Source organism: Devosia geojensis (genome assembly GCF_000969415.1).
GTDB classification, from domain to species: domain Bacteria; phylum Pseudomonadota; class Alphaproteobacteria; order Rhizobiales; family Devosiaceae; genus Devosia; species Devosia geojensis.
In genome coordinates this window covers 20,878-47,605 of sequence record NZ_JZEX01000199.1, presented here as the reverse complement: position 1 = coordinate 47,605, position 26,728 = coordinate 20,878, and the positions used below count along the sequence as shown (strand labels likewise).

Sequence of the window (26,728 nt, the reverse complement as noted above, 5' to 3'; positions counted from 1 at the left end):
CGGATATCAGCCGGCCATCAGACCCGTCGCCCCGTCCCAGACAAGCTTCAGGGCCAGCAGGAACACCAGCCAGTAGGCGATGCGGTAGAAGTACTTGGCCGAGATGCGCCGCACGAGCCACACGCCCGCCAGCACGCCGACGACGCCGACCGGCGCGAGCATGGCCGAGAGCGTGAGGTTGGCCGTGTTGAGCTGGCCGAGGAAGTAGTAGGGCACGAGCTTGGACGCGTTGACGATGGCGAAGAAATAGGCCGAGGTGCCGGCATAGACGGCGGGCGGCAGGCGCCGGGGCAGCACGTAGATCTGGAAGGGCGGGGCGCCCGAGTGACTGACGAAGCTGGTGAACCCGGAGAAGGCGCCCCAGAAACTGCCCCAGGGCTTCGACGGCGGCAGTCCCTCGAGCCGCTTCCTCAACGGCAGGATGGCATCGAGGATGAAGAGCAGGGTGATGATCCCGACCATCAGCAGCACGGCCGCATCGCTGACCAGGGCCCAGAGCGCCCAGCCGATGAGCGTGCCGACCATGGCGCCAGGCAGCATGATCCTCAAGATGTGCCAGTCGACGTCCTTGCGGTAGCTCCAGACGGCGAAGGCATCCATTGCCAGGAGCACCGGCAGCATCATGCCGGCGGCGTCGCGAGCGGGCATGATGAAGGTGAGGAGCGGCACACCGACCATGCCGAGGCTGCCGAGGAGCCCGGCTTTCGAGAGGCCGACCAGCAGTACCGTCGAGACGGCGATGGTCACGAAGAAGGGGTCGAAGGTCACGGCAAGGATATCCCGGAGTTTCGGTTGTTGAGCACGTGCCGCGGTTGTTCGTCTTTCACAGGGTCATTCCCGCGCAAGCGGGAACCTCCGTTTGATTTCTGGAAGGCAATGAACAGAGGTCCCCGCTTGCGCGGGAATGACCCTGTGGTGGGTGGGAGCCGGTGCTCGCAAATCATCGGCTGTAAGATGAGCGCGCTATTCGGACCCCCCGGAGCCCTTCTTGTCAACCGGCGGGGTGGCCTTCATCACCTCGTCGAGAAGCTCCATGGAGCGGCGGCGGAAGAGGCCGACATAGGCCTCGTCGTCGTGGCGCAGCTCGAAGGAGTCGGCAAGGAGCTGGCGATCGTGCCGCTCGAAGGCCTCGGCCAGACGTCTGGCGTGCTCGGGCGGGTAGCCGAGGAGCTCGAGCGCCTGCGCGCCGAGGCTGACGGCCGAGAGGAACGTCTCGCGCTCGATGGCCTCGACGCCCAGCTCCATCAGTTCATGGGCATGCTCGCGATCGATGGCGCGGGCGGCGATCTTCACATCGGGGAAGTGCTTGCGCAGCATGCGGGCGATCGAGACGATGCGGTGTCCGCCGGCGACCGCGACGACGACGAGCTGCGCCTGTGCGACGCCGGCGGCATGCAGGAGCTCCAGCCGCGAGCCGTCGCCGTAGAAGACCTTGACCCCGAACCGCTTCATCAGCTCGATCTGGGCGGGATCATCGTCGATGAGGGTGGTCTCGAACCCTTGGGCGCGCAGCATGCGGGTGATGATCTGGCCGAAGCGGCCATAGCCGAGGACGACGATCGACTGGCGGCTGTCGATGGGCTCGGCGGGCGGTTTTGCGGCGCGGGTATCGAGGCGCGGGGCGACCAGCCGGTCGAAGACGACGAGCAGCAGCGGGGTCGTCGCCATCGACAGGGCGACGACGACGGTCAGCACCTGGTAGTCGGCGAGCCCCATGACGCCCGAAGACATGGCGAACTGCAGGACGACGAAGGCGAACTCGCCGGTCTGGCTCAGCAGCACCGCCACCAGCAGCCGGTCGGCGATGTGATGGCGCGCAAAGCTGGTGAGGACCAGCAGCACCAGCACCTTGACCGTCACCAGGGCCAGGACCAGCGAGAGGATGCGCCAGGGCTCGGCCTGCAGCACGTCGAAGGCGATGGAGACGCCGACCGAGATGAAGAAGAGCCCGAGCAGCAGCCCCTTGAACGGCTCGAGGATGCTGCCGAGCTCGTGGCGATACTCGCTGTCGGCAAGCAGCACCCCGCCGATGAAGGCGCCGAGCGCCGGCGAGAGGCCGGCGAGCTGGGTGAGGAGGGCCGCTCCGACGACAAGGGCGAGGGCGAGGGCGGTGAAGATCTCGCGCACGCCGCTCCCGGCCACCAGCGCCAGGGCCGGGCGCACGACGAAGCGGCTGGCGGCGATGGCGGCGATGAAGGCGCCGAGGATAAAAAGGGCGTCCACCCAGTCGGCCGGATCCTCGACCGCGTGGGCCGCTTCGGCAAGGCCTGCCCCGATCGCGTCGGGGCTGAGGGGCCCCAGCGTCACGAGGAGGGGGATGGCGGCGAGGATGGGGATGACCGCGACGTCCTGCAGCAGCAGGATGGCAAGGCTGGTGCGTCCGGTATCGGTCTGCGTCAGGTTGCGCTCCTCTATCGACTGCATGGCGATGGCGGTCGAGGAGAGCGCGAGGGCAAGGCCGATGACGATGCCCACCTGCCAGGCATAGCCGAAGAGGGTGAGGATGGCGGCGAGCGCCACGGCGGTGACGAGAATCTGGGTGACGCCGAGGCCGACGAGCCGGTGGCGCATGCGCCAGAGCTCGCGCGGCTGCAGCTCGAGGCCGACCAAGAAGAGCATGATGACGACGCCGAATTCGGCGACGTTGAGGGTGGTCTCGCCATCGGGGATGAGCCCGAACCCATAGGGGCCGATGAGAATGCCGACGGCCAGATACCCGAGAACGGTGCCGAGCCCGGCCCACTTGGCCAGCGGCACCAGCACGACACAGGCCGCCAGCACCGCGAAGATGACCGGCAGGAGGTTGGTTTCCAAGTCGTCCTCCCGCCAGTCTGAGATTACTCTTCGCTGTCGGTCTTTAAGGACTTCAGCTTCGAGAACACCGAATCGGCATCGAACGCCTCGGCCGCCTCGGGCGCGTGACGCTCCTCGCCCTCGCCTTCGACGTCCTCGTGGGCGTGGCCGCCGGCGCGCGCCAGCGCTTCCTCGGCGGTCAGGAGCATGGTGCCTTCATTGAGCTCATCGGTGGGGATGGTGCCCTTGGAGGCGCGCTTGACCTCGAGGTCGAGGTCGATCTGGCTGCAGAGACCGAGCGTCACCGGGTCCATCGGGGTGAGGTTGGCCGCGTTCCAGTGGGTGTTCTCGCGCACCGCCTCGATCGTCGACTTGGTGGTGCCGACGAGGCGCATGATCTGCGCGTCCTTGAGTTCAGGGTGGTTGCGCACCAGCCACTTGATGGCGTTCGGCCGCTCGTTGCGGCGCGAGATGGGGGTATAGCGCGGACCCTTGCGCTTGGCGGCGGCCACGCGCACCTTGGGGTCGGAGACCTTCATGCGGTAGTTGGGATCGGCCTCGGCCTTCTCGATCTCCTCGCGGGTCAGCTGCCCGTTCTGGATCGGATTGACGCCCATGATGCCGGCGGCGACGTCGCCATCGGCGATGCCCTGCACCTCGAGCGGGTGCAGGGTGCAGAACGCCGCGATCTGCTCGAAGGACAGTGCGGTGTTGTCGACGAGCCAGACGGCGGTGGCCTTGGGCATCAGCAATTGTGTTGCCATGGTAAAAACTCTCCTAAAGGCGCGGCCGGTTTTCCTCCGGCTCGCTCCGCCTCGTCATTCCAAGTTGAGGGGGATTTGCCCGCAATATAGGGTTTGCCTCATCGATCCGCAACGGAATTGTCGGCGCGGTGGAAAGCTTGGCGGCCTAGATTTCCTCTCGCCGTCCCCATGCGGTCAGCAGAACGACCTTGCCGAAGTGGTCGCTCGCTTCCAGGGCGCGGTGGGCTGCGGGAGCCTCTTCCAGGGGCAGGACGGTGAGGCGCGGGCGCGGAAAGTCGCGGTTTTCCAGATGCACGAAGAGGTGCTCATGGATGTGCCGGGCGATGGCCGCCTTGGTCGCGGGCGACTGCGGACGCAGGGTCGAGGCGGAAAGGGTGAGGTCCCTGGCCATCATCTGGCGGAGCGGCACCTCAGCGGTGCCGCCGGCGAGCGTCGAGACCTGGACGATATGGCCGCCGCGGGCGCAGGCGGCGATGTTCTTGGCCGCAGTCTCGCCGCCGAGCAGGTCGACGACGCGGTCGACGCCCCTGTCGCCGGTCAGCGCCAGGGCGTGCTCGACAAGGTCCTCGCGGGTCCGGTCGATGATCTCGGCGGCGCCGAGGGCGCGGGCATAGGCGGCTTTGCGCGGCGAGGAGACGACCGCGATGGGCCAGGCGCCGAGCGCGGCGGCGATCGAAACCGCCGCGCCGCCAACGCCGCCGGCCGCGCCATGGACGAGGACGCTCATGCCGGGCTCGAGACCGGCGCGCATGACGAGGGTCTGCGTCACCGTGAACCAGCATTCGGGCAGGGCCGCCGCCTCCTCCATCGACCAGAAGGTCGGCAACGGCAGCACCTGGCCGGCGGGCACCGCGACGTACTCGGCATAACCCCCGCCATTGGTCAGCGCCATCACCTCGTCGCCGACGGCAAAGCCGTCGACCGCGGAACCGACCGCCGCGATCTCGCCGGCGACCTCCAGGCCGGGCAGCGGCGAGGCGCCGGGGGGCGGAGCGTACTGGCCGCGCCGCTGCGAGAGATCAGGCCCGTTGACGCCGGCGGCGGCGACGCGGATCAGGACGTCGGTCTCGCCGATCCGCGGCACGTCGTGATGGACAGGGGTGAGCACCTCCGGCCCGCCGGGGGCGGAGATGGAGATGGCGGTCATGCGCTCGGGAATCGTCTGCAAAATCGTCATGGACCCGAGTGTTGCCTCGCGATGCTTGCCGGGCAAGCGGCCAAGGATAATATTGCCGGTTCGGATGTCGTGGCGGCCAGAAAGGAGACGGAAATGTTCGACGACGAGCAGCCCAAGAAGCCGGTAGCTCACGAAGTGGGCATGCGGCTCGATACCCTGTCGGTCGAGGAACTGGCCGACCGGATCGTGCTCCTCGAAGGCGAGATCGCGCGGCTCAAGGCGGCGATCGAGGCGAAAGGAAAAACGCGCTCGGAGGCCGAGTCGATCTTCAAGATATGAGCCGGCACGTCCGCAAGCGGCGGCTGGTTCACAAGCCTTGAACCGCCAGGGTTAAGAAAGGGAGTCGCGTTAACGTGCAATTAAGACGTTCGCGGTAACCTCTCATTATTCAGAGTTCTTCTGGATTTCAGAGTGGTTTCTCCCTCTGTTTGACGCCTCCCTGTTAACTTCCGAGAGCCGTTTCGACGGCTCTTTTCTTTTGTGGCGACCGGGCAAATCGCATTTTGCATTGCCGGTGCGAACGGATTAAGCGTCTCTTGAGGCTGAGGCAGGCGCAAGGATGACGGCCCGTGCGAATGGGCTTAAGGTCCTCGCCCTCGGCAAAGTAGGCCAGTGGAGTTCCCTTGGGCGAAGCGAGCGGAGAAAGACCAGCGGTGGCGCTCGGGCCGCGCATCGTCGCCTCGGGCGGGTTCGATGCGCTCTACCGCGAAGGCATGGCGCTGATCGAAGAGGTCGCCGCCTATCTCGATGGCGAGGGCCGCGAGGACAGCCGGCTGCTCGCGCGCGAGACGTCCTTCCTTTATGCCAGCGAATCCATGCGCCTGACCACCCGGCTGATGCAGCTCGCCTCCTGGCTGCTGCTGCAACGGGCGGTGAACGAGGGCGAGATCACCGCCGAGAATGCGCGCGTCGAGAAGGAGAAGGTCAAGTTCTCCGCCACTCCCTCCGAACGCGGCGGCCCCGGCTTCACGCATCTGCCGCCGGCGCTTGTCGATTTCATCGCGCGCGGCGACCGCCTGTTCGACCGGGTCCTGCAGTTCGACAGGCTCGAGCGCGGCAAGATCCCCGACATCGATCCGGGCACGGCCAATTCCATCGCCGACCAGCTCAACCGCCTCAAGGCCGCGTTCGGGCGAATGGATTGAGCAACCTCTAACTTGACTTTGTAGATCATAATTCATCTAACATCCCTCTAGTCCGGATGGGAGGCAGATGGATGGAACGCGTATTCGGCTTGGTCCTTACAATACTGCTGGCCTTGGTCGGTGCGGCCGCCGCGCAGAATTTTCCGGTCACCGTCGAGCATGTCTACGGCACCACCACCATCGAAGAGGAGCCGCAGCGGGTCGTCTCGGTCGGGATGCACGAGCAGGATTTCCTCTATGCGCTGGGGATCGCACCCATAGGCGTCAAGGAATGGTGGGGTGAGCGGCCCTATGCCACCTGGCCGTGGGCGGAGGAGGCGCGCGCGGCGGTCGGGGCCGAACCCGAGGTGATGTACGGATCGGGGATCAATCTCGAATGGGTCGCGGCGCAGCAGCCCGACCTCATCATCGCCATCTACGTCACAATGGACGAGGCGACCTACGACCTGCTCTCCGAGATCGCGCCGGTCGTGGTGACGCCGGCCGGCTACGAACACTGGGGTGCGCCCTGGCAGGCGGAACTGACGATCATCGACAAGGCGACCTCGGGCGGCACGGAAAAGTCGGAGGCGATCATCGATTCGTTCGCCGAGCGCTATGCCGCGGTGCGGGCGGAGTATCCGCAGCTGCAGGGCAAGACCGGCACCAATGTCTATTATCGCGACGGCGGATTCGTCGTCTGGTCGAGCGACGATCTCGCCAGCAAGTTCCTCATCGACCTCGGCCTCGCCTTCCCGCCCGAGCTCGACGCCCTGGCGCAGGAGGGCAACCGGATCGACGTCAGCCCGGAGCGCATGGACCTGCTGGAGATGGACGTGGTGATCTGGCCGGTCTCCGATCCGCAGAACAGCGACCGGGAAACCATCGAGGCGATGGGCCTCTACCAGCTCCTCGACATCGCCAGGGAAGGGCGTTCCATCTGGCTCGACGACGGCGACGGGCTCGCCTACGCGGCGATGAGCTGGCAGACGCCGCTGTCGCTCGGGTATCTGCTCGACATCCTGCCGGCGAAACTCGCCGCCGCCGTCGACGGCGATCCGGCGACGCCGATTCCCTCGTCGGACTGAGACGCGAGCGGGTACCCAGGACAAAAAAGCCCGGCGCAATGGCCGGGCTTCGAACTCTTCGCAGGAAGGGACGGGCTTAGATGCCGAGGCCTTTGAAGCGCTCCTTGAAGCGCGAGACGCGCCCGCCGCGGTCCATGAGCTGGCCGGTGCCGCCGGTCCAGGCGGGATGGGTGTTGGGGTCGATGTCGAGCTGCAGCGTGTCGCCTTCCTTGCCGTAGGTCGAACGGGTCTGGTAGGTCGTGCCGTCGGTCATCACCACGTTGATGGTGTGATAGTCGGGATGGATATCGGTCTTCATGGGCTCCGAGCCTCAAATCAAACGGGCGCCGCAGCGCCCGGTGAGCTGAATGGAATGTCGTGGCGCGCTTCTTACAGAAAGCAGCGCCGGATCGCAAGGGTCATGGGACCCGGTCCTCAATGCTTGCCGTCAAGCCGGTTGAGCACGTCCAGCGCCGCCTTGCGGTCTGCCCTGGCGGCAAGAGCACGGAATCTCGTTTCCGTGTCAAACGCCGTCAGCGCTTCATGCGCCATGCGCTCGACGAGCTTGTTAACGCTGAGGCCGCGTTGGCGGGCAAGGCTTTTCAAACGCTCGGCGGTGTCGTCGGGCAACCTGATTGTCAGTGTGCTCATTTCAATTGCTCCAGACATTGGGCAGGCGTCAGAATCCGCAGCGATTCCCAGATGAGTTCTCCGTGCGTGAGATCACGCACGTTGAACGTCACGATGGCTGCTGCATTGCCTGCAACTGCAAGTTCGATCAAGTGATTGTCACCTTCGTCTGGCAAGTTCGGACGCCAGGTGTACCAGTTCGTCACCCATCTGCCTGCCTCAGCCAGAGCTGCCAGAATGATCAATCGCTCTTCCGCAGTTGTCGCATCCGACCATACCTTGCGCCCAAGGAGGTCTTCGTACTCGAGCCAAAGTGCGTTACCGAACAACGGTCGGTACTCTCCAAGCAACACGCGCCGCAATAGCTCGCGCGAAGCGCTGCCATCCGAGCGCAAGGCGGAAACGAAAACGTTGGTATCAAGGACGATGTCGATCACTACTGATAGTATATGTGCTATCACAATCGAAAGTCAAACTTATCGAGGTCAGCCGAATTGGTCGCAGCCAAGGCGGTTGCGGGGTTGGGCCGGGGGGCCTATTTAGTGGGCCACGTTCAAACCGGGCGCAGGCAATGACCAACGAGGCCGTCAAGGTTTCCAGCACGCAGGAAAAGGCGGTCGACGGCGCCGAGGCGCAGGTTGGCCGGCTGCAGCCTTTGAGGCGGCTGCTGCCGTTCGTGCTGCGCTATCCGCTGCGCCTGTCGCTGACGGTCGCGTTCCTCCTGATCTCGGCCATCGCCTCGCTCTCCATTCCGGCCATGCTCGGCGGTGTGATCGACGACGGGTTCCTCGAGCAGAACCTCGACAACATCGCACGCTACGGCTGGGTGATCGTGGGCATCGCGGTGGTGATGGCTCTGGCGAGCGGGGCGCGGTTCTATTTCATCTCGGTCATCGGCGAGCGCGTGGTGGCGGACTTGCGCCAGGCGGTGTTCTCGCACCTGCTCTCGCTCGACACGCGCTTCTTCGACACCCACCGGGTGGGCGAGCTGACCTCGCGCCTCAACGGCGACGTCACCGTCATCCGTTCGGCGGTGGGCTCGAGCGCGTCGCTGGCACTGCGCTCGCTCGTCACCATCATCGGCGCCCTGATCATGATGTTCCTGACGAGCCCGATGCTGACGCTGGCCGTCGTCATCGCCGGGCCCGCCATCCTGTTGCCGATCATCGCCTATGCGCGCCGGCTGCGGCGGATGTCGCGCCGCACCCAGGATGCGCTGGCCGAGCTTTCCGCCATGGCGACCGAGATGCTGGGCGCCAACCGCACGGTCAAATCCTTCACCCAGGAGGACCAGCAGCGGGCCAACTACGCCGAGCGCACGGAAACGAGCTACAATGCGGAGGTGAAGCGCCTCTTTGCCCGCTCGGCGCTCGTGGCGCTCGTCATCTTCCTTGGCACGTCGTCGGTCGTCTTCATGGTCTGGTGGGGGGCTCGCTCGGTGTTTGACGGCACGGTGAGCGCCGGCCAGCTCGCCCAGTTCCTCATCTATGCGCTGATGGCCTCGGGCGCGCTCACCAACCTTTCGGAAGTTATGGGCACGCTCAATACCGTCGCCGGCGCGACCGAACGGCTGGTGGAGCTTCTGGAAACGCGGCCCGGCATCCGCATCGCCGCAACCCCTCAGCCCATGCCGCAGCCTCCGCTCGGCACGCTCTCCTTCGAGCACGTGGAGTTCAGCTACGGGGCCGACAGCGACGGGCCGGTGCTGCACGACCTTTCCTTTGCGGTGGGCGCCGGCCAGACGGTAGCATTGGTCGGTGCGTCCGGATCGGGCAAGTCGACGATCCTGGCGCTGCTGCAGCGGTTCTACGACGTGGCGGGCGGCGCGGTGAGGGTCGACGGGATCGACGTGCGCGAGGTCGACCCGGCGGAATTGCGCAGGCGCATCTCCTATGTCGAGCAGGAGCCGACGATCTTTGCCGGCACCATTGCCGAGAACATCCGCTTCGGCAGGCCCGATGCGAGCGACGAGGAGGTGCGCGCCGCCGCGCGCGCGGCGCTCGTCGACGATTTCGTCGCCGAGCTCCCGGCCGGATATGACACGGTCGTCGGCGAGCGCGGGGTGATGCTCTCGGGCGGTCAGAAGCAGCGGCTCGCCATTGCCCGCGCCATCCTCAAGAACGCGCCGATCCTGCTGCTCGACGAAGCAACGAGCGCTCTCGACGCCAAGAGCGAGAAGGCGGTGCAGACGGCGCTCGACCATCTGCGCGAGGGGCGCACGACGCTGGTCATCGCCCACCGGCTCGCCACCATCCGCGATGCCGACGCCATTCTCGTCATCGACAGCGGCCGCCTCATCGACCAAGGCACCCATGACGAGCTTGTCGCCAAGGGCGGGCGCTATGCCGAGCTCGCCCGCCTGCAGTTCCGCCTGCCGGAAGCGGCCGAATAGGTCTTGCGCCACAACACATTCGCCCTTAATCATCACCGGGCTGACGGTTCCGCCATGACGCGCGGATGAAAAGGGAATGCCGGTGCGGATTACCCATCAGGGGCCAAGACCGGAGCTGCCCTCGCAACTGTAAGCGGCAAGCCGACTGCCATAACCACTGGTCCAGCGGGACCGGGAAGGGGCGGGACGCGACAGAGCCGCGAGCCAGGAGACCTGCCGTTCGCAATCAACCACAAGCCGGACGAGGTGTGCCGGCAGAGGGCGCGAATGGTAACCGGCACGTCAAACGTGATCGTCCCACATCGATTGCCTTCTCCCATCGGGAGAGGGCGTGCGATTGGCTGAGGCGATCGTCTATCTCATCTCCCAGCAGAACCTCAGCGCCAGGCGGCAGCGCCTGCTCGAGGCGCACCTGGCTGAACTGACGCCCCTGCCGAGCCGGCTGGTCCGGCTCGAAGGCGTGGGCACCAACCTTGCCGAAGCGCTCGATGCGATGCGCGATGCCGGCTGGCGCGAGATCAGCGTGCAGCCGCTGGGCTTTCCCCTTTCCGAGAGCCTGACAGCCTGGCTGCCGGGCGTGCTCGCCCATTGGCTCGCGCAGCAGGGCGAGGGGCACGGCATGGTGCTGCGGCTCGGCGCCGACCAGTGCGATGAGCGTCCGGTCCTTGCCGAGGTCGCGGCGCAGGCGATGCGCAACGCCGCCTCCGCGCCGGCGGTCGAGGGCGTGAAGCCGAGCCTCGGCAAGCCCGGCTGGCAGCATCCGCCGCCCTTCGTCCACCACATCCTCGTCTGCACCGGGCCGCGCTGCCATTTCCACGGGGCGCGCTCGTTGCGGGCGGCGCTGGCCGAGGAGCTGGCCCGGCAGGACCTTTCAAAACTCTGCCTCATCGCCCAGACCGGGTGCCTCTATCCCTGCAACCAGGGGCCGCTGCTCGCCATCTATCCGGCCGGCGAGTGGTATCGCCTCGCAGACGAGACGGCGGTCGCCGACTTCGTGACGCAGGTCGTCGGCGAGGGGCGGACCTTGTCCGAACACCTCATCCACCGGGTCGAGCAACGGCCCGCGCTTTCCCAATCCGTTCCGGAGACCACCTGATGCGCCGCTTGAGCCTTGCCCTCCTCGTCACCCTCGGCCTTGCCCTGCCGGCGGCCGCCGACCCGACGGTCTATCCGCTGACCATCGAGAACGGCCCCAATACCCTGACCTTCAAGAAGGCGCCGGAGCGCGCGGTCACCTTCAACGGGCACACGACCGAGCTGCTCCTGGCGCTGGGGCTGGCCGACCGGATGGTGGGCACCGCCTACATGAACCACCCCGTGCTCGAGAGCCTCAAGGCCGAGTACGACGCGATCCCGGTCCTTGCCGAGCAGTCGCCCTCGCTCGAGGTGGTGCTCGGCGTCGAGCCGGACTTTGCGCTCGGGCGCCTCAGCGCCTTCCGCGACACCGCTGTCGCCCCGGTGCCGGTGCTGCAGGAACTGGGGATCGAGGCCTATGCGGTGACCGGCGCACGCTGATCAAGGGCGCCACCATGGACGACGTCTATCTCGACATCGCCAATCTCGGGGCGATCTTCGACATCAACGACGAGGCCGAGGCGCTGATCGACCGTATCCGCAGCGAGATCGCCGAGGTGACGGCGGTGGTCGAGGACGTCGAGGAGCCGGTGACCGTCATGGTCTACGACAGCGGCACCGACACGCTCTACACCACCGGCAAGGCGCTGCAGACGCACCTCATCGAACTCGCCGGCGGTGTCAACGTCTTCGCCGACCTCGACGAGACCTGGGCGAACGTCAGCTGGGAGGAGGCGGTCGCCAAGGCGCCGCAGGTCATCGTCATCAACGACTATGGCCAGGTCAGCGCCGAGGAGAAGATCGCGTTCCTCAAATCCAACCCGGCGCTCGCCACCATCCCCGCCATCGCCGAGGAGCGCTTCGTCGTCATGCCGTTGCCGAGCGCCTTCGAGGGCGTGCGCAATCCGGATGCAGTGCGCACCCTTGCGAGCGGCTTCTATCCCGAGCTCTTCCAGTGAGCGGGGAGGTGGTTGGGCGGGCGCTCGATCGGGCGCCGGCGGCGGCGCGCCTCGGGTTCGGGGCGATCGTCGGGCTTCTGGTCGCGGGGCTTCTCGCCACGGTCACGGCGGCGGTCGCCATCGGCCCGGTGCCGCTGCCGGCCCATCGGGTGTGGCAGATCATCTTCGCCCAGATCGTCGGGGGCGAGGGCGACTGGAGCGCGGCGCAGGCCAATATCGTGCTGATGCTGCGCCTGCCGCGCGTACTGCTGGCGGCGATGGTCGGAGCCGGACTCGCGGCGGTCGGCGTCACCATGCAGGCGGTGGTGCGCAATCCCATGGCCGACCCCTATATCCTCGGCATCTCCTCGGGCGCCTCGGTCGGGGCGGTTTCGGTGCTGGGGCTCGGCTGGCTCGCGTTCGCAGGGGTCTTTGCCGTGTCGCTCGGGGCATTCGCGGGCGCGATGCTGGCGCTGCTCATCGTCTACCTCGTCGCCCATGCGGGCGGCACCATCTCGCCGCTGCGCCTGGTGCTCGCCGGCATGGCCTGCTCCTATACACTCTCGGGACTGACGAGCCTCATCGTCCTCACCTCCCCGGACCGGGAACTGGCGCGCCAGGCGATGGAATGGATCCTCGGCAGCCTCGCCGGGGCGAGCTGGAGCGATCTCGGCGTGCCGGCGGCGGTGCTGGCGCTGGGGACGGGGCTGCTCCTGCTGCGGGCGCGCGCGCTCAACGCGCTGATGGTCGGCGACGAAACGGCGGCGACACTCGGCATCGAAGTAACGCAGGTGCGGCGCACGCTTTTCCTCCTCGCCTCGCTCCTTACCGGGGTGATGGTGGCAGTCAGTGGGGCCATCGGCTTCGTCGGCCTCGTCATCCCGCACATCGTGCGCATGCTCGTCGGCACCGACCACCGCCGGGTGCTGCCGGTCGCGGTGCTCGGCGGGGCGATCTTCCTCATCTGGGTGGATGTGGGCGCGCGCATGCTCTTTGCGCCGGTGGAGCTGCCGGTCGGCGTCATCACCGCGCTCATCGGCGGCCCGTTCTTCGTCTACATGCTCGCGACCCAACGCGTGCGGCGAAAGGAGAGCCTCTCATGACGCTCGCAGCGCAAGACGTCTCCTACGCAGTCGAGGGCCGCGCGCTGATCGATCGGGTGACGCTCGAGTTGCGGCCCGGCGAGTTCCTCGGGCTCGTCGGACCCAACGGCAGCGGCAAGTCGAGCCTGTTACGCACGCTCTACCGGGTATTAAAGCCGCAAGGAGGCGTCGTCCGGCTCGACCGCAGCGATCTCTGGGCCCTGCCCGCGCGGCACGCCGCGCAGCGGCTGGCCGTCGTCGCCCAGGAACGCATGGGCGAGTTCGATTTTACCGTCGCCGAGATCGTGATGATGGGGCGCACGCCCCACAAGCGCGATTTCGAGCCGGAGACGGACGAGGATCGGCGGATTGTGCGCACGAGCCTTGCCGAAGTCGGCATGGCGGGCATGGCCGAGCGCGCGTTCATGACGCTCTCGGGCGGAGAAAAGCAGCGCGTGCTGATGGCGCGGGCGCTGGCGCAGGGGACCGATGTCCTCATCCTCGACGAGCCGACCAACCACCTCGATATCCGCTACCAGCTCGAACTGATGGGGCTGGTCAAGCGGCTGGGCCTCACGACGCTCGCGGCCCTCCACGACCTCAACCTCGCCGCGCAGTATTGCGACCGGCTGGTGATGCTGGAGGCCGGGAAGGTGGTCGCCGCCGGCGCGCCGCAGGAGGTGCTGACGGCCGAGCGCATCCGCGAGGTCTACGGCGTGGATGTGCGAATCGGGCGCACGGCCTCCGGACACATCGGACTGGAATTCCTGCCGCTTTAGAGCGTTTCCAGGAAAAGCGGACTTCGATGGTTGGGCGCCGTGGGAAAGGCCCCCTCACCCGGCGCTATGCGCCGACCTCTCCCCCGAAGGGAGAGGTGAAGAGGGGCACTCTGGCTCGCAAGCCCGCCACCTCTCCTTTTGGGGGAGAGGTCGGCGGCGAAGCCGGCGGGTGAGGGGGCCTTTCCGCGAATCCTGCATCCCCCGAGAGATCACCCCTCGGTCAGCTTGAACTCGATGCGGCGGTTGCGGCGGTAGGCTTCGTCGTTGTCGGCCGGGTCGAGCGGGGCGAATTCGCCGAAGCCCGCCGCGACGAGCCGGGCGGGCGGCACCCCCTGCTCGACGAGGTATTTGGCGACGGATATGGCGCGGGCGGCCGAGAGCTCCCAGTTGGAGGGGAACTGGGCGCTCGAGATCGGGCGGCGGTCGGTGTGGCCGTCGATGCGCAGCACCCAGTTGATGTCGTCGGGGATCTCGTCCTCGAGCTGCAGGATGGCATCAGCCAGCGCATCGAGATCGGGCAGGCCTTCCTGCGAGATCGTCGCCTGGCCGGCGGCGAACAGCACCTCGGACTGGAAGACGAAGCGGTCGCCGACGACGCGCACGTCCGCGCGTCCCTCCAGGATTTCGCGCAGGCGCCCGAAGAAGTCCGAGCGGTAGCGGGTCAGGTCCTGCACGCGCTGGGCCAGCGCCACGTTGAGGCGGCGGCCGAGGTCGGCGATCTGCGTGCGGTTCTCGGTATCGCGCGCCTCGGAGGCCTCGAGCGCGGCCTCGAGGGCGCTGATCTGGGTGCGCAGCGCCGCGAGCTGCTGGTTGAGCAAGGCGACGGCAGCGTTCGCCTCGTCCGACAGCTCCTCGGCGCTCGTCAGCTCCGATTGCAGCCGCGCGATCTCGGCGTCGCGACCCTCGAGGCCCGTCCCGACGCCCGAGAGCTGGTTGGCGAGGTCGTCGCGCTCGGCCTCGGCGCTGGAGAGGGTCGCGGTCAGCATCGAGATGGTCGATTCGAGGTCGTCGGAATTGGCGCGCTCGAGCTGCAGGAGCTCGGTCAGCTCGGCGATCTGGCTGTTGAGGCGCTGCAGCGCCGTGTCGCGCCCCTGGATCTCCTGATTGAGGAAGAACTGCGTCAGCATGAAGAGGCTGAGCATGAAGATGATGACGAGCAGCAGGCTCGACAGCGCGTCGACGAACCCCGGCCAGTAGTTGGTAGCTTCCCGGCGGCGGGCGCGGGTGGCGAGCGCCATGGCGTCAGCCCCGCCGCTCGTCGTCGCCTTCGGCGAGCATGGCTTCGATCAGGTCGCGCAGCTTCTTGTTGGTCTCGCCCTGCTCGAGGATGTGGCGCCGCAGGTCGTCCTGCTCGGTGCGGATGTGCTTGACGAGGCCGTCGATGCCGCGGGCGAGCTCGGCCATGGCGCGGATGGCGTTCTGGGACGAGTTCGTCGTCTGCATGGTTGTGCCGAGGCGCTCGAGCATGGCCTGCATCTCGCTGCCGGAGACGCCAAGGCCCGAGGCCTGCATGGCGGTCACCGGATGGTCGAGCTCGGTCATCGAGGTCATCCAGTCCTCGAGGTCGGTATAGAAGGCGTTCTGCGCCTGGCTGGTCTGCAGGTCGAGGAAGCCGAGGATCAGCGAGCCGGAAAGGCCGAAGAGCGAGGACGAGAACGCCGTGCCCATGCCGCCGAGAGGGGCGGTGAGGCCGTCCTTGAGGTCGGAAAAGAGCGTTGTCGTGTCGCTCGTCGTGACGTCGAGGGCATTGATGACGCCGGCGACGGAAGTGACGGTCTCGAGGAGGCCATAGAACGTGCCGAGCAGGCCGAGGAAGACGAGGAGGCCGGTGAGGTACCGGGAGGTGTCCTTGGCCTCGTCGAGCCGGTTGCCGACCGAATCGAGGATCGAGCGCATGGCCGAGGGCGTGATGACCGCCTCGCCGATCCGCTCGCGCAATATGCCGGCGACCGGGGCCAGCAGCACGGGCGGACGGCCGCCCGAAAGCCCGCCCTCCTGGAGCGAGTTGACCCATTTCACCTCGGGAAAGAGCCGCACCACCTGCCGGAAGGAGAGGAATATCCCCACGGCCAGGGTGAAGAGGATCATCGAGTTGATGAACGGGTTGGCCCAGAAGAAGGTGACGAGGGTGGTATAGAGGATTGCCCCCACCAGCGCCGCCAGCACCAGGAAGATGAGCATCTTGATGAGATAAACGGTGGGGCTGGCGAGGCGGTAGGGATCGTATCCTTGCGTCATCGTCTGGTGAAACCCTGGCCCCCGGTCCGGCAAATCATCTGGCGGATATGCAGATGAGACTAGTCAGACCAACGTGGCCTGACAATGACAAAGGTTAACAGAGCGTTGGTCGGGCAGGGGGCGCACGAAGTTGTCATAAGGGTGCGCATTCACTCACCCCCTCCGCCGGCTGTCATCCCGGCGAGAGCCGGGACCGGTAACCACAGTTGGTGTCGATTTTCACGTCAGGCGAAAACAATCACAGGATCATTCCCGCGAAAGCGGGAACCTCGGTTTGTATGGCGAATACCGGAACAGAGGTCCCCGCGTTCGCGGGGATGACCCGGTGAGGTGAGGGATTTGGTGCGCAAGCCGATGCAGCGCGGGCGAAACTTACTTCACCGTCTTCAGCACTTTCAGCAGCGCGGCCTGCACGGTCTCGTTACCGGCGACGACCTCGCCATTCCAGATCGAGCCGGGGCCGCCCGAATAGTCGCAGACGAACCCGCCGGCTTCGCGCACCATCAAAAGGCCGGGGGCGACGTCCCAGGGGGAGAGGCCCGCTTCCCAGAGCACGTCGTAGCGGCCGGCGGCGAGCCAGGCCATGTCCATGGAGATCGAGCCGGAGCGGCGCAGGCCCGCGACGGCCGGGTTGACGGCGGCCACCTGGCGCAGCGCCAGCGTGTCGTTGGCGGTGCCCTGCGTCTTGATGCCGGTGACGGCGACGCAGTCGGCCAGGTGCCGGCGGCCGGCGACGCGCAGGCGCTTGCGGTCCGAAAGCCACGCCCCGCCGCCCTTCTCGGCGGTATAGAGCTCGTCGAGGATGGGGTTGTAGATCACGGAGGCCACGATCTCGTCGCCGCGCTGGAGCGCGATGGCGACGGCAAAGAGCGGGATCGAGTGGAGGAAATTGGTGGTGCCGTCGAGCGGGTCGATGATCCAGCGGTGCTGGCCGTCGGTGCCTGCGACCTCCCCGCTCTCCTCCATCAGGAACGCGTAGGTCGGGCGGGCTTTCCGCAGCTCCTCGAAGACGATCTGCTCGGCCCGCTTGTCGGCGGCGGAGACGAAATCGGCCGGGCCCTTGCGCGAAACCTGCAGGTTCTCCACCTCGCTGAAATCGCGGGTCAGCGACTTGCCGGCCTTGAAGGCGGCCTGGACCATGACATGGAGGAGGGCGGAGCGGGCCATGGGCGAAAAGTTCCTTGGAGTACCGTGTGGAAAGAAGGGCCGGTGATACCGGGTCGCGCATCCCCCTCACCCGTCTCGCGCTTTGCGCGATCCACCCTCTCCCACGAGGGGAGAGGGGAGGGTGCCGCCCGTTCCCTTCTCCCCTCGTGGGAGAAGGTGCCCGAAGGGCGGATGAGGGGGTAAGCGTTATACGTCGACCCGTGAATTCAGGCGGGCTTATTGCCCGAGAACGCCGCTGCGTTCAAGGGCCTTGGGTTTCGGCCTCGGGCGCCGGTGGTTCCGTCTCGTCGGCGGTCTCACCGGCCGGAGCTGGTTCGATCGCCGCGGGCTCGGCCGCAAAGCCCTGCGCGGGTGCGGGTTCCGCGCTCGGTGGTTCGGCGGGCCAGTAGCGGGCCCGGGTCTCGGCGCGCGCGATGGCTTCGGGCGGAGCAGCGGCCAGGAGCTCGTCGAGGGTCGGGTCGGTCACGCCCTGCCGGCGGGCGAGCACCCGCCACATGGCGGCATCCTCGAAGTTGCGCTCGACCCCTTCGCCGGCGGCGAGAAGCTTGGCGTAACGGTTCTGGGCTACGGGATTGCCGCCGTCGGCGGCGCGCCGGTACCACTCGAGCGCGCCGGCAAGGTCGCGCTCCACTCCCCGGCCGAGGTAGAGCATGGTCGCGTAGTCGATCTGCGCCGAGGCGAGGCCTTCTTCGGCCGCCAGCGCCACATAGCGCACGCCTTCGGCCGGATTGGGCGCGACGCCCGCTCCTTCCATCAGCATCACGCCGTAGTCGTATTGCGCCTCGGGCAGCTCGGCGTCGGCGGCTTCCTTCATCAGGCCGGCGGCGGTGGTCAGGCTGGGCTCGGCATAGACGCCTTCGACGTGCAGCAGCGCCAGGTTGTACTTGGCCTCGATGCTGCCGGCCTCGGCGGCCTTGCGGAAGAGATCGGCGGCTTTCTGGCGGTCGCGCTCGACGCCCTGGCCGTTCTGGTAGAGGAGGGCGAGCTCGAACGAGGCCATCATGTCGCCGTTGTCGGAGGCGAGCTGGTACCAGCTGGCGGCGCGCTCCAGGTTCTGGCCGACGCCCAGCCCCTTGGCATAGAGCTCGGCGATCAGCGTCTGGGCCGGCGCATCGTGTTCGGCGGCGCGGGGCAGGGCGAGCTCGAGAGCGGTGAGGTAGAAGCCGCGCTGGAAGGCGCCATAGGCCATGTCGACCGGGCGGCGCGGTCCCCCGAAGATGTCGGCGCTGATGTCGTCGGCCGCCTCGGTGTCCGCCGGGTCGGGGGCAGTTGGGTTCGGAACCTCGGGGATTTCAGTCGGCGCGGCCTCCTGCGCGATCGCGGGCCCGGCCAGAAGGCCGAGGGCGAGAAGGCCGGCGAGGAAGCGCGCGCGGACCGCCATCATGCGGTTTCCAGTGCGCTCGCGGCGCGCGCGGCCAGGACTGCCGGCGGCTCGCCGCCCGCCCAGAAGCCCTCGCCGAGGGCCAGGAATTCGCAGCCCGCCGCGTCCTCGCCGGCGGCCCCCGAGAGGACGGCCGGCACCTCGAACGTCTCGCTCCACCAGGCGCCCATCTCGCGGGCGGGCGCGTCGGCGGGCTGGTCGAGGTCACCGAAGAAGATGTAGTCGACGCCGAGCTCGCCGATGGTCATGGCCTCGTGCCGGGTGCGGGCCGGGCCGGCGCCGACGATGAGGTCCGGCTTGACGGCGGCGAGCGCGTCGCGGATCGCGCGGAAATTGCCGCTGACATGCACGCCATCGGCGCCGAGCGCGCGGGCGAGCGCGGCGTCATCCTCGACCAGCACCGCGCAGCCGGCATCCTGCGCGACCGGCAGCACCGCCCCGACAAGCGCGCGGTAGTCCGCCTCGCTCCGCTCGTGCCGGCGCACGAGGAGCGCGGCGATGTCGGCGGCGGCGAACACCGCGCCAAGAACGGCCGGAAAAGCCGCCGGTTCGGCGGATCGCGGAGTGACGAGAAAGATCTGTGCAGCAGCCATGGGTACCGGGCAGACAACGAAGGCGTTCTCTTCCTTCGCCATTTTGGCGAGAAAAAGGGATTGCGTGAGCAATAGTGCGTGAGCGATCCGGACGCCAGAAAAGAAAACGGGCGCATGCTGGAGCATGCGCCCGCCAGGAGCGACGTCGGGACGTCGGAACCGTCAGGCCGCCCGGTCGAGGGCGTTGGTCCACTGGCCGAGGGCGGCGAGCGAATTCATGTGCGCCCGGTGGGTGAAGGCCGCCTGCGCCTGCGGGAAGTTCTCGCGCCGGCCAGCCCAGAGGCGCAGCGCCACGTTCTGCAGCGCGCGGCCATAGGAGAAGGTCAGCGGCCAGGGCTTGCCCTCAATCTGGTTCATGGCCGACAGGTGCGCGGTCGCCTCCTCGTCGGTCTGGCCGCCCGAGAGGAAGGCGATGCCGGGCACGGCCGCCGGCACCTGCTGGCGCAGCACCTCGACGGTGCGGCGGGCGACCTCGTCGACCGAGGGGCGCTCGCGCGAGTTGATGCCGGGCAGGATCATGTTGGGTTTGAGCAGCATGCCGGAGAGGTCGACGCCGGCCAGGCGCAGCTCCTTGAAGACGTTCTCGAGCACCTCGCCGGTCACCTGCGCGCAGCGTTCCATGGAGTGGTTGCCGGGTTCGCCGTCGCCCACCACCTCCGGCTCGACCACCGGCACGATGCCCGCTTCCTGGCAGAGGATGGCGTAGCGGGCGAGCGCATGGGCGTTGGCGCGGATGTTGTTGCGGGTCGGGGCGATGTCGTTGATGGTGATGACGGCGCGCCATTTGGCAAAGCCCGCACCGAGCTCGCCATAGCGCGCGAGCCGCTGGCGCAGGCCGTCGAGGCCTTCGGTGATCTTCTCGCCGGTGTCTCCCGGCATCGGGAAAGCGCCGCGGTCGACCTTGATGCCGGGAATGACGTCGGCATCGGCAAGGATGGCGCGGAAGGTGGTGCCGTCGGCGGCGGACTGCTCGAGGGTTTCCTCGGTCAGGATCACGCCCGAGATGTAGTTCTGCATGGCCTGGGTCGAGCGGAACAGCATCTCGCGGTAATCGCGGCGCAGCTCCAGCGTCGAAGGCAGGTTGATCTTGGCGAAACGCTTGGCGATGGTCGGCTCGGATTCGTCGGCCGCCAGGATTCCCTGGCCCTGCGTCATCAGCTTCTGGGCGATGGCATTGAGCGACATGGAGGGCATTTTGGTCCTTCGCGAAAGTTGAGGCGGGAGCTTCAACTTCACGATAGGGCCGAAAGTTGCAGAGCGTCGATTAGACCAAGGGATATGAGACGAAAGGCGAACTGGTATGGAAGATGACGGAACGATCCGGAGCCTGATCGGCCGGGCGGCGGCGGTGCTCAGGCCCCATAGGACGCGTCAGGGCAGGCTGCTCGGCGATGTGGGTGCGGCGGTGCTGTCGGCGGATGGCAACATCTATACGGGCGTGTGCGTCGACACGCCGAGTTGGGGACTTTGCGCCGAGCGCAGCGCCCTCGCCGCCATGATCGGCCGGGGCGAATACAGGATCGACAAAGTGGTCGCGGTCTGGCGGAACGAAGAGACCGGCAGACTGCACGTCCTGGCGCCCTGCGGCGTGTGCAGGGAGTTCATGCGGCAGATCGACGACGACAATCTCGAAGCGGACGTGATCCTCGGCGGCACCGAAACCCGGAAACTGCGCGAGTTGCTGCCTGCGCACGCGTGGCCGGAGCCGCTGGAAGAAGGTTAGCGCCTACCCCGCCCGCAGCGCCTCGACGCCCGGCAGCGGCTTGCCTTCCATCCATTCGAGGAACGCGCCGCCCGCGGTCGAGACGTAGGTGAAAGCGTCCTTGACGCCGGCGTGGGCAAGGGCGGCGACGGTATCGCCGCCGCCGGCAACGGAGATCAGCTTGCCGGCCTTGGTGCGCTCGGCGACATGCTTTGCGACCTCGACGGTGCCCTTGTCGAACGGGGCCATCTCGAAGGCGCCCATGGGGCCGTTCCAGACGACGGTCTGGGCCTCGTCGATGGCGCCCTTGATGCGCTCGACCGAGCCCGGGCCGATGTCGAGCACCATGCCTTCGGGGTCGAGGGCGTCGACGCCATAGAGCCGGTGCGGGGCGTTGGCCTCGAAGTGCCAGGCCACCTGCGCGTCGATCGGCAGGATCACGGCGCAGCTTGCCTTGTCGGCCTTGTCGAGGATGCGCTGGGCGGTCTCGGCGAGGTCCTTTTCGGCCAGCGACTTGCCGATGCCGTAGCCGAGCGCATGGATGAAGGTGTTGGCCATGCCGCCGCCGATGACGAGGGCGTCGACCTTGGTCACGAGGTTTTCAAGGAGGTCGATCTTGGAGGAGACCTTGGCGCCGCCGACGACGGCGACCACGGGCTTCTTCGGGGCTCCGAGGCCGGCTTCCAGCGCCTCGAGCTCGGCCTGCATGGCAAGGCCCGCCGCCGCGGGCAGGGCGTGGGCGAGGCCTTCGGTCGAGGCGTGGGCGCGGTGGGCGGCCGAGAACGCGTCGTTGACGTAGACGTCGCCGAGTTCGGCCATGCGCTCGACGAGCTCGGGGTCGTTCTTCTCCTCGCCCGGGTGGAAGCGGGTGTTTTCCAGCACGAGGATGCTGCCCTCGGGAGCGCCCTCGATGGCCCTCTTGGCGTTGGCGACATCGGTCCAGTCGGTGGCGATGAAGCCGACGGGGTGGCCGGTGATGTCTGCAATGGCCGGCACCACCTGCTCGAGCGAGAACTCCGGATCGACCCTGCCCTTGGGACGGCCGAAGTGCGAGAGGAGGACGACCTTGGCGTCCTGCTTCAGAAGCTCGCGGATCGTCGGCACGATCCGCTCGATGCGGGTGGCGTCGGTCACCTTGCCGTCGGCGACGGGAACATTGAGATCGGCCCGCAGCAGCACGCGCTTGCCCCTAAAATCGATGTCTTTCAGGGTCTTAAAGGCCGAGGTCATGGGATCACCGTTGTCGTTTGCCGAACGCGCGCGGACTTTAGCGCAACTTCCGGCTGGCGTAACAGAAGCCGGCATGCCGGGAAAGCCCCGGCGTGACATGAGGGGGTACCGCTCAGGCGAGGCCGAGGCTCTGGCGCGTAAAGCCGGCAAGGAGGAAGACGATGACGTTGCCGGCCGCGTTACGCAGCATCAGCGCGACGTCCGCGACGACGAGGAAGCGGGCGAACCCGTCGCTCGCCCAGGCAGCCGAGCCGATGCGGGCGCGGATAGCCTGGTCGCGCCAGACGACGTAGGCAAGGTAGCAGGCGGGCGGCACGATGAGCCACATGGGCTGGCCCAGCCAGCCGAAGAGAGCGCTGGTGAGCGTGCCCAGGAGGGCGATGCGGCGCGCGGTCACGAACATGCGGTCACCCGATCCGATCGATCGCCCGCCCTTTGCACTGATTTGTTTGCGTGCGTGTGACAGTTCGGTGGCGGGTGGGTGACGATCACACCCGCTCGAAGAGCGGATCGTATTTGAGGATCAGCCCGTCGCTGTCGACGGTGATCCGTCCCTCGAAGCCGCTGGCCTCCGACTGGTAGCGGTAAGTCCCCTCGCCGAGGGCAGTGTAGATCTGGCCGTCGGGAAAGGGCTTCAACGTATCGAGGGGGATCCAGGCCATGTCGAAGCGCTGCGGCTCGTTGACCTGCATGCCGACGCGGCGAATGGGCAGCGAGTTGGTGAAGGCGCTCGCCGACATGTCGATATCGACGCATCCGCCGAGCTCGGGCAGGGCAATGCCGTCGGCCGTCCAGTTGCCGAGCGGATCGCGGGTGAGGTTGAGGCGCGTGCCTTCGACGGTCTCTATGTCGACTTCCCGGAAAAGCCAGTCGAGCGAAAGCGACACGGTATAGCTCGCGGCGAACCGCCGTTCGTTCTCGCTGACGATGACGCCGCGGGCGAAGATGCCGTCGGCCTCCTCGGTAATGAGGAGGTGCTCGAGGCCGTCGCCGTCGAGGGTGCGCCAGCGGATGGATCGGGAGAGCATGGGAGCCTCGCGTCAAAGGTTGGGACGAACCCTAACGCACAGATGGGCTTCAAGTCTCCACGCAAAAGAAAGCGCTCCGCACGGGGCACTGGAAGCGTGATGGCTGGTCAGTCGGGCATGGGATCAACGCATCCACCGGCTGTCATCCCGGCGAAAGCCGGGGACCCAGCCCTGAACGCATCCATGCGCTCGGAAGGAGCGGTACCGCACGTTTTCCCGTCCACGCACCTTGCGGCTGGCGTGGCAGCTCAGGATGGGCCCCGGCTTTCGCCGGGGTGACATCGGAGCGGTGACCACATGGTGTCCCACCTCCACTGGGTCATTCCCGCGAAAGCGGGAACCTCCGTTTCACCTTGCCGAGCCGCTAAACGGAGATCCCCGCTTTCGCGGGGATGACCTGGTGGTGATGGAATCGGGGATGACGCCTGGCGATCCTCAGAGCGTCTTGGCGAACGCCGCCGTGACGTCGCACATGCGGTTCGAAAAACCCCACTCGTTGTCGTACCAGCCGAGGATGTTGACGAAGTTGCCGTCGATGACCTTGGTCTGGTCGAGCAGGATCGTCGCCGAATGCGGGTCGTGGTTGAGGTCGCTCGAGACCAGCGGATGGTTGGTGTAGGTCATGACGCCCTTGAGCTTTCCGTTCGAGGCGGCGATCAGGGCTTCATTGACCTCCTGGGCGGTCGTCGACTTCCTGGCCACGAACTTCAGGTCGACCAGCGACACGTTCGGGGTCGGCACGCGGATCGAGATGCCGTCGAGCTTGCCCTTGAGCTCGGGCAGCACCAGGCCGATCGCCTTGGCGGCGCCGGTCGAGGTCGGGATCTGCGACAGGGCCGCCGCGCGGGCGCGGTAGAGGTCCTTGTGCATGGTATCGAGAGTGGGCTGGTCGCCGGTATAGGAATGGATGGTGGTCATCATTCCCTTCTCAATGCCGACGAACTCGTTCATGACCATCGCCATCGGCGCCAGGCAATTGGTGGTGCAAGAGCCGTTGGAGATGACGACGTGGTCCTTGCCGAGCTGGTCGTGGTTGATGCCATAGACGACGGTGAGATCAGCGCCGTCGGCAGGGGCGGAGACCAGCACCTTCTTGGCGCCGGCCTTGAGGTGGGCCGAGGCCTTTTCCTTGCTGGTGAAGATTCCGGTGCATTCGAGCACGATATCGACGCCCATCTCGCCATGGGGGAGTTCCGCCGGATCGCGTACGGCCGTCACCTTGAACGTCTGGCCGCCCGTGGAGATCGTATCGCCATCGACCTTGACCTCGTGCGGGAAGCGGCCATGCACGCTGTCGAAGCGCAAGAGGTGCGCATTGGTCTCGACCGGACCGAGATCGTTGACGGCAACGACCTGAATGTCGGTGCGGCCCGACTCGATGACGGCGCGCAGAATGTTGCGGCCGATACGGCCAAATCCGTTGATGGCGACGCGGACTGCCATGTGGGGCTCCCTGGGAGGCAAAGGGTTTAGAAAGGGGTGGGCGGGCGCTCTCTTACAACTGAGCAGTGGCCGCTTCAACAACGGCTTTAGGCGTAAGCCCGAAATGCTCGTAGAGATCGGCGATGGGGCCGGAGGCACCGAACGAGTGCATGCCGACGAAACGGCCCTTCTCGCCCAGGAACTTGCCCCAGCTCATCTCGATCCCGGCTTCGATGGCGACGCGCGCCCTGGCCTTGCCGAAGACCTCTGCCCTATAGGCGTCGGACTGCCTGGCGAAGAGCTCCATCGAAGGCACGGAGACGACGCGGGCGGAGATGCCCTGATCATTAAGCAGCTTCATGCCGTCGACGGCGATGGCGACTTCCGAGCCGGTGGCGAAGATGACGACATCGGCGTCGGCGGCGCCGGCAAGCGTATAGGCGCCGAGGGCCGACTTGTTCTCGGCCGTATATTCGGTGCGCACCGCCGGCAGGTTCTGGCGCGAGAGCGCGAGGATCGAGGGGCCCTGGTGCTCGAGGGCGAGCTGCCAGCACTCGGCCGTCTCCATTGCGTCGGCCGGACGGAAGACGGTCATGCCCGGAATGGCGCGCAGCGCCGTGAGGTGCTCGACCGGCTGGTGGGTCGGGCCGTCCTCGCCCAGCCCGATGGAATCGTGGGTCATCACGTAGACGACGCGCTGGCCCATGATGGCCGAGAGGCGGATCGAGGGGCGGGCATAGTCGGTAAAGACCAGGAACGTGCCGCCATAGGGGATGTAGCCGCCGTGCAGGGCGATGCCGTTCATGGCTGCGGCCATCTCGTGCTCGCGGATGCCGTACATCATGTAGCGGCCGGTGCGGTCGGACGCGGTGAAGGGCAGCGTCTCGGGCGTATTGGTGAGATTGGAGTGGGTCAAATCCGCCGAACCGGCCACGGTTTCGGGCACGACCTTGTTGATGACCTCGAGGGCCATCTGGCTCGACTTGCGGGTCGCGACCTTGGGTTTGTCCTCGGCGAGCTTCTTCTTGTGCGCGTCCATGGCGGCAGCGAACCCTTCGGGCAGGGTGCCGGCCATCCGGCGCTCGAACTCGGCCTTCTTCGAAGACGCGGCAAGGCGCGCCTGCCATTCGCCGCGCAGGTTCTGGCTGCGCGTGCCTGCGGCGCGCCACTTGGCGAGCGTTTCGGTCGGGATCTCGAAGGCCGGGTAGGTGATGCCGAGGTTTTCCTTGGCGGCGGCCAGTTCCTCGGCGCCCAGCGGATTGCCGTGCACCTTCTCGGTGCCGGCTTTCTTGGGGGCGCCGTAGCCGATGGTGGTCCTGGCGGCGATCAGCGTCGGCCGGTCGGCCTGCTTGGCTTCGAGCAACGCGGCTTCGACCGCCGCCTGGTCATGGCCGTCAATCTCGATGGTGTGCCAGCCGACGGCCTTGAAGCGGGCGACCTGGTCGGTCGAGTCGGCGTTGGAGACGGCGCCGTCGATGGTGATCGAGTTGTTGTCCCAGATGACGGTGAGCTTGTTGAGCCTCAAATGCCCCGCAAGGGAAATCGCTTCCTGCGAGACGCCTTCCATCAGGCACCCGTCGCCGGCCAGCACCCAGGTGTGGTGGTCGACGAGGTCCGATCCGAACTCGGCGGCAAGCTTGGCTTCGGCGACGGCAAACCCCACCGAGTTGGCAAGGCCCTGGCCGAGCGGCCCGGTGGTGGTCTCGATACCGGTTGCGTGCCCGTATTCGGGGTGGCCGGCGGTCTTATGGTTGAGCTGACGGAAGTTCTTGATCTCGTCGATCGTCATGTCCTCGTAGCCGAGGAGGTAGAGCGAGGAGTAGAGCAGCATCGAGCCGTGGCCGGCCGAGAGGATGAAGCGGTCGCGGTCCGGCCAGTGCGGATCGGCGGGGTCGAACTTCATCACCTTGGTAAAGAGCACGGTGGCGATGTCGGCGCAGCCCATCGGCAGCCCCGGATGGCCCGAGTTGGCTTTCTCCACCGCATCCATGGCAAGGGACCGGATGGCGTTGGCCAGGTCGTTCTGCTCCTGCGTGTTGGTCATGTCGCTCGCTCTTAAATTCGCTCGAATCTGGGGGGAGAAAGGCCCGATGGCCTCCTCCCAAAGGCGGGACAAGGGCATAACAGGTTCAAAAGGCCTGTCAATG

The 26,728-nt window shown here is 66.9% G+C and carries 28 protein-coding genes and 1 riboswitch; of the genes, 10 read left to right on the top strand and 18 right to left on the bottom strand.

What is annotated here, in order from left to right:
• Nucleotides 1–6: 6 nt before the first annotated feature.
• From VE25_RS21140 to VE25_RS21125, 4 genes are all read right to left on the bottom strand, one after another.
• Nucleotides 7–768, bottom strand: a complete 762-nt coding sequence (locus VE25_RS21140; protein WP_201776131.1) for a sulfite exporter TauE/SafE family protein — start codon at nucleotides 766–768, stop codon at nucleotides 7–9.
• A gap of 195 nt (nucleotides 769–963) precedes the next feature.
• The gene (locus VE25_RS21135) at nucleotides 964–2,814 is read right to left on the bottom strand and encodes a monovalent cation:proton antiporter-2 (CPA2) family protein (RefSeq protein WP_046110654.1); all 1,851 of its coding nucleotides are present in this window, start codon (nucleotides 2,812–2,814) and stop codon (nucleotides 964–966) included.
• A 23-nt stretch (nucleotides 2,815–2,837) separates the two neighbouring features.
• A complete protein-coding gene (locus VE25_RS21130) occupies nucleotides 2,838–3,557 on the bottom strand; it encodes a DUF1013 domain-containing protein (protein ID WP_046110653.1) in 720 nt (239 codons plus the stop codon).
• Nucleotides 3,558–3,702: 145 nt separating this feature from the next.
• Nucleotides 3,703–4,734 carry an NAD(P)H-quinone oxidoreductase gene (locus VE25_RS21125; protein WP_046110652.1) on the bottom strand — a complete coding sequence of 344 codons (1,032 nt, stop codon included), beginning with the start codon at nucleotides 4,732–4,734 and terminating at the stop codon, nucleotides 3,703–3,705.
• Nucleotides 4,735–4,827: 93 nt separating this feature from the next.
• On the opposite strand from VE25_RS21125, the gene VE25_RS21120 reads away from it, so the two are divergent.
• The 3 genes from VE25_RS21120 to VE25_RS21110 all read left to right on the top strand — a co-directional run bounded on the left by VE25_RS21120 (nucleotide 4,828) and on the right by VE25_RS21110 (nucleotide 6,946).
• Nucleotides 4,828–5,013 carry a DUF1192 domain-containing protein gene (locus VE25_RS21120; protein WP_046110685.1) on the top strand — a complete coding sequence of 62 codons (186 nt, stop codon included), beginning with the start codon at nucleotides 4,828–4,830 and terminating at the stop codon, nucleotides 5,011–5,013.
• Nucleotides 5,014–5,387: 374 nt separating this feature from the next.
• On the top strand, nucleotides 5,388–5,879 hold the full coding sequence (gene rcdA, locus VE25_RS21115; RefSeq protein ID WP_046110651.1) for a protease adaptor protein RcdA: 492 nt from the start codon (nucleotides 5,388–5,390) through the stop codon (nucleotides 5,877–5,879).
• Nucleotides 5,880–5,950: 71 nt separating this feature from the next.
• Nucleotides 5,951–6,946 (top strand): ABC transporter substrate-binding protein, encoded by a 996-nt coding sequence (locus tag VE25_RS21110; protein ID WP_046110650.1) that lies wholly within the window; start codon nucleotides 5,951–5,953, stop codon nucleotides 6,944–6,946.
• Nucleotides 6,947–7,022: 76 nt separating this feature from the next.
• Here the strand turns inward: VE25_RS21110 and rpmE are convergent, their stop codons facing one another.
• The 3 genes from rpmE to VE25_RS21095 form a co-directional block, all read right to left on the bottom strand.
• Nucleotides 7,023–7,244, bottom strand: coding sequence for a 50S ribosomal protein L31 (rpmE, locus tag VE25_RS21105; protein ID WP_046110649.1), 222 nt, complete (start codon nucleotides 7,242–7,244; stop codon nucleotides 7,023–7,025).
• Between the two features lie 116 nt (nucleotides 7,245–7,360).
• Nucleotides 7,361–7,576, bottom strand: a complete 216-nt coding sequence (locus VE25_RS21100; RefSeq protein WP_046110648.1) for a ribbon-helix-helix protein, CopG family — start codon at nucleotides 7,574–7,576, stop codon at nucleotides 7,361–7,363.
• Nucleotides 7,573–7,992 (bottom strand): putative toxin-antitoxin system toxin component, PIN family, encoded by a 420-nt coding sequence (locus tag VE25_RS21095; RefSeq protein WP_083989101.1) that lies wholly within the window; start codon nucleotides 7,990–7,992, stop codon nucleotides 7,573–7,575. The genes VE25_RS21100 and VE25_RS21095 overlap by 4 nt, the downstream gene beginning before the upstream one ends.
• Before the next feature lie 134 nt (nucleotides 7,993–8,126).
• Here VE25_RS21095 and VE25_RS21090 point away from each other — a divergent pair, with 134 nt between their 5' ends.
• The 6 genes from VE25_RS21090 (at nucleotide 8,127) to VE25_RS21070 (ending at nucleotide 13,820) form a co-directional block, all read left to right on the top strand.
• Nucleotides 8,127–9,947 (top strand): ABC transporter transmembrane domain-containing protein, encoded by a 1,821-nt coding sequence (locus tag VE25_RS21090; RefSeq protein ID WP_046110647.1) that lies wholly within the window; start codon nucleotides 8,127–8,129, stop codon nucleotides 9,945–9,947.
• Nucleotides 9,948–9,974: 27 nt separating this feature from the next.
• A riboswitch (cobalamin riboswitch) is annotated at nucleotides 9,975–10,182 on the top strand.
• Between the two features lie 102 nt (nucleotides 10,183–10,284).
• The gene (locus tag VE25_RS21085) at nucleotides 10,285–11,043 is read left to right on the top strand and encodes a (2Fe-2S) ferredoxin domain-containing protein (protein ID WP_052732142.1); all 759 of its coding nucleotides are present in this window, start codon (nucleotides 10,285–10,287) and stop codon (nucleotides 11,041–11,043) included.
• Entirely contained in the window at nucleotides 11,043–11,462 is a 420-nt protein-coding gene (locus VE25_RS22135; protein ID WP_052732141.1) for a TroA family protein, read from the top strand. Before VE25_RS21085 ends, VE25_RS22135 begins: the two co-directional genes overlap by 1 nt.
• A gap of 14 nt (nucleotides 11,463–11,476) precedes the next feature.
• Entirely contained in the window at nucleotides 11,477–11,980 is a 504-nt protein-coding gene (locus VE25_RS23470) for an ABC transporter substrate-binding protein (RefSeq protein WP_052732140.1), read from the top strand.
• Nucleotides 11,977–13,062 carry a FecCD family ABC transporter permease gene (locus tag VE25_RS21075; RefSeq protein ID WP_083989100.1) on the top strand — a complete coding sequence of 362 codons (1,086 nt, stop codon included), beginning with the start codon at nucleotides 11,977–11,979 and terminating at the stop codon, nucleotides 13,060–13,062. Before VE25_RS23470 ends, VE25_RS21075 begins: the two co-directional genes overlap by 4 nt.
• A complete protein-coding gene (locus VE25_RS21070; RefSeq protein WP_046110645.1) occupies nucleotides 13,059–13,820 on the top strand; it encodes an ABC transporter ATP-binding protein in 762 nt (253 codons plus the stop codon). Before VE25_RS21075 ends, VE25_RS21070 begins: the two co-directional genes overlap by 4 nt.
• Nucleotides 13,821–14,029: 209 nt before the next feature.
• On the opposite strand, the gene VE25_RS21065 is transcribed toward VE25_RS21070, so the two are convergent.
• The 6 genes from VE25_RS21065 to VE25_RS21040 form a co-directional block, all read right to left on the bottom strand.
• The gene (locus VE25_RS21065) at nucleotides 14,030–15,058 is read right to left on the bottom strand and encodes a peptidoglycan -binding protein (protein ID WP_046110644.1); all 1,029 of its coding nucleotides are present in this window, start codon (nucleotides 15,056–15,058) and stop codon (nucleotides 14,030–14,032) included.
• Nucleotides 15,059–15,062: 4 nt separating this feature from the next.
• Nucleotides 15,063–16,058, bottom strand: coding sequence for a hypothetical protein (locus VE25_RS21060; RefSeq protein WP_046110643.1), 996 nt, complete (start codon nucleotides 16,056–16,058; stop codon nucleotides 15,063–15,065).
• 372 nt (nucleotides 16,059–16,430) lie between these two features.
• Nucleotides 16,431–17,225 (bottom strand): inositol monophosphatase family protein, encoded by a 795-nt coding sequence (locus tag VE25_RS21055; protein ID WP_046110642.1) that lies wholly within the window; start codon nucleotides 17,223–17,225, stop codon nucleotides 16,431–16,433.
• A gap of 241 nt (nucleotides 17,226–17,466) precedes the next feature.
• Nucleotides 17,467–18,609 carry a tetratricopeptide repeat protein gene (locus VE25_RS21050; RefSeq protein WP_083989099.1) on the bottom strand — a complete coding sequence of 381 codons (1,143 nt, stop codon included), beginning with the start codon at nucleotides 18,607–18,609 and terminating at the stop codon, nucleotides 17,467–17,469.
• Complete coding sequence (locus VE25_RS21045; RefSeq protein WP_052732138.1) at nucleotides 18,606–19,199, bottom strand: thiamine phosphate synthase; 594 nt, start codon at nucleotides 19,197–19,199, stop codon at nucleotides 18,606–18,608. Before VE25_RS21045 ends, VE25_RS21050 begins: the two co-directional genes overlap by 4 nt.
• Nucleotides 19,200–19,361: 162 nt before the next feature.
• Entirely contained in the window at nucleotides 19,362–20,393 is a 1,032-nt protein-coding gene (locus VE25_RS21040) for a class I fructose-bisphosphate aldolase (RefSeq protein WP_439328922.1), read from the bottom strand.
• A gap of 106 nt (nucleotides 20,394–20,499) precedes the next feature.
• On the opposite strand from VE25_RS21040, the gene VE25_RS21035 reads away from it, so the two are divergent.
• The gene (locus VE25_RS21035) at nucleotides 20,500–20,922 is read left to right on the top strand and encodes a cytidine deaminase family protein (protein ID WP_046110640.1); all 423 of its coding nucleotides are present in this window, start codon (nucleotides 20,500–20,502) and stop codon (nucleotides 20,920–20,922) included.
• 3 nt (nucleotides 20,923–20,925) lie between these two features.
• On the opposite strand, the gene VE25_RS21030 is transcribed toward VE25_RS21035, so the two are convergent.
• From VE25_RS21030 to tkt, 5 genes are all read right to left on the bottom strand, one after another.
• The gene (locus VE25_RS21030; RefSeq protein ID WP_046110639.1) at nucleotides 20,926–22,131 is read right to left on the bottom strand and encodes a phosphoglycerate kinase; all 1,206 of its coding nucleotides are present in this window, start codon (nucleotides 22,129–22,131) and stop codon (nucleotides 20,926–20,928) included.
• A gap of 112 nt (nucleotides 22,132–22,243) precedes the next feature.
• A complete protein-coding gene (locus VE25_RS21025) occupies nucleotides 22,244–22,534 on the bottom strand; it encodes a hypothetical protein (protein WP_046110638.1) in 291 nt (96 codons plus the stop codon).
• A gap of 85 nt (nucleotides 22,535–22,619) precedes the next feature.
• Nucleotides 22,620–23,159: a putative glycolipid-binding domain-containing protein gene (locus tag VE25_RS21020; RefSeq protein ID WP_046110637.1), complete on the bottom strand. Its 540-nt coding sequence runs from the start codon at nucleotides 23,157–23,159 to the stop codon at nucleotides 22,620–22,622.
• A gap of 435 nt (nucleotides 23,160–23,594) precedes the next feature.
• A complete protein-coding gene (gap, locus tag VE25_RS21015) occupies nucleotides 23,595–24,602 on the bottom strand; it encodes a type I glyceraldehyde-3-phosphate dehydrogenase (protein WP_046110636.1) in 1,008 nt (335 codons plus the stop codon).
• A 52-nt stretch (nucleotides 24,603–24,654) separates the two neighbouring features.
• Nucleotides 24,655–26,625, bottom strand: a complete 1,971-nt coding sequence (gene tkt / locus VE25_RS21010; protein WP_046110635.1) for a transketolase — start codon at nucleotides 26,623–26,625, stop codon at nucleotides 24,655–24,657.
• Between the last annotated feature and the right edge of the window lie 103 nt (nucleotides 26,626–26,728).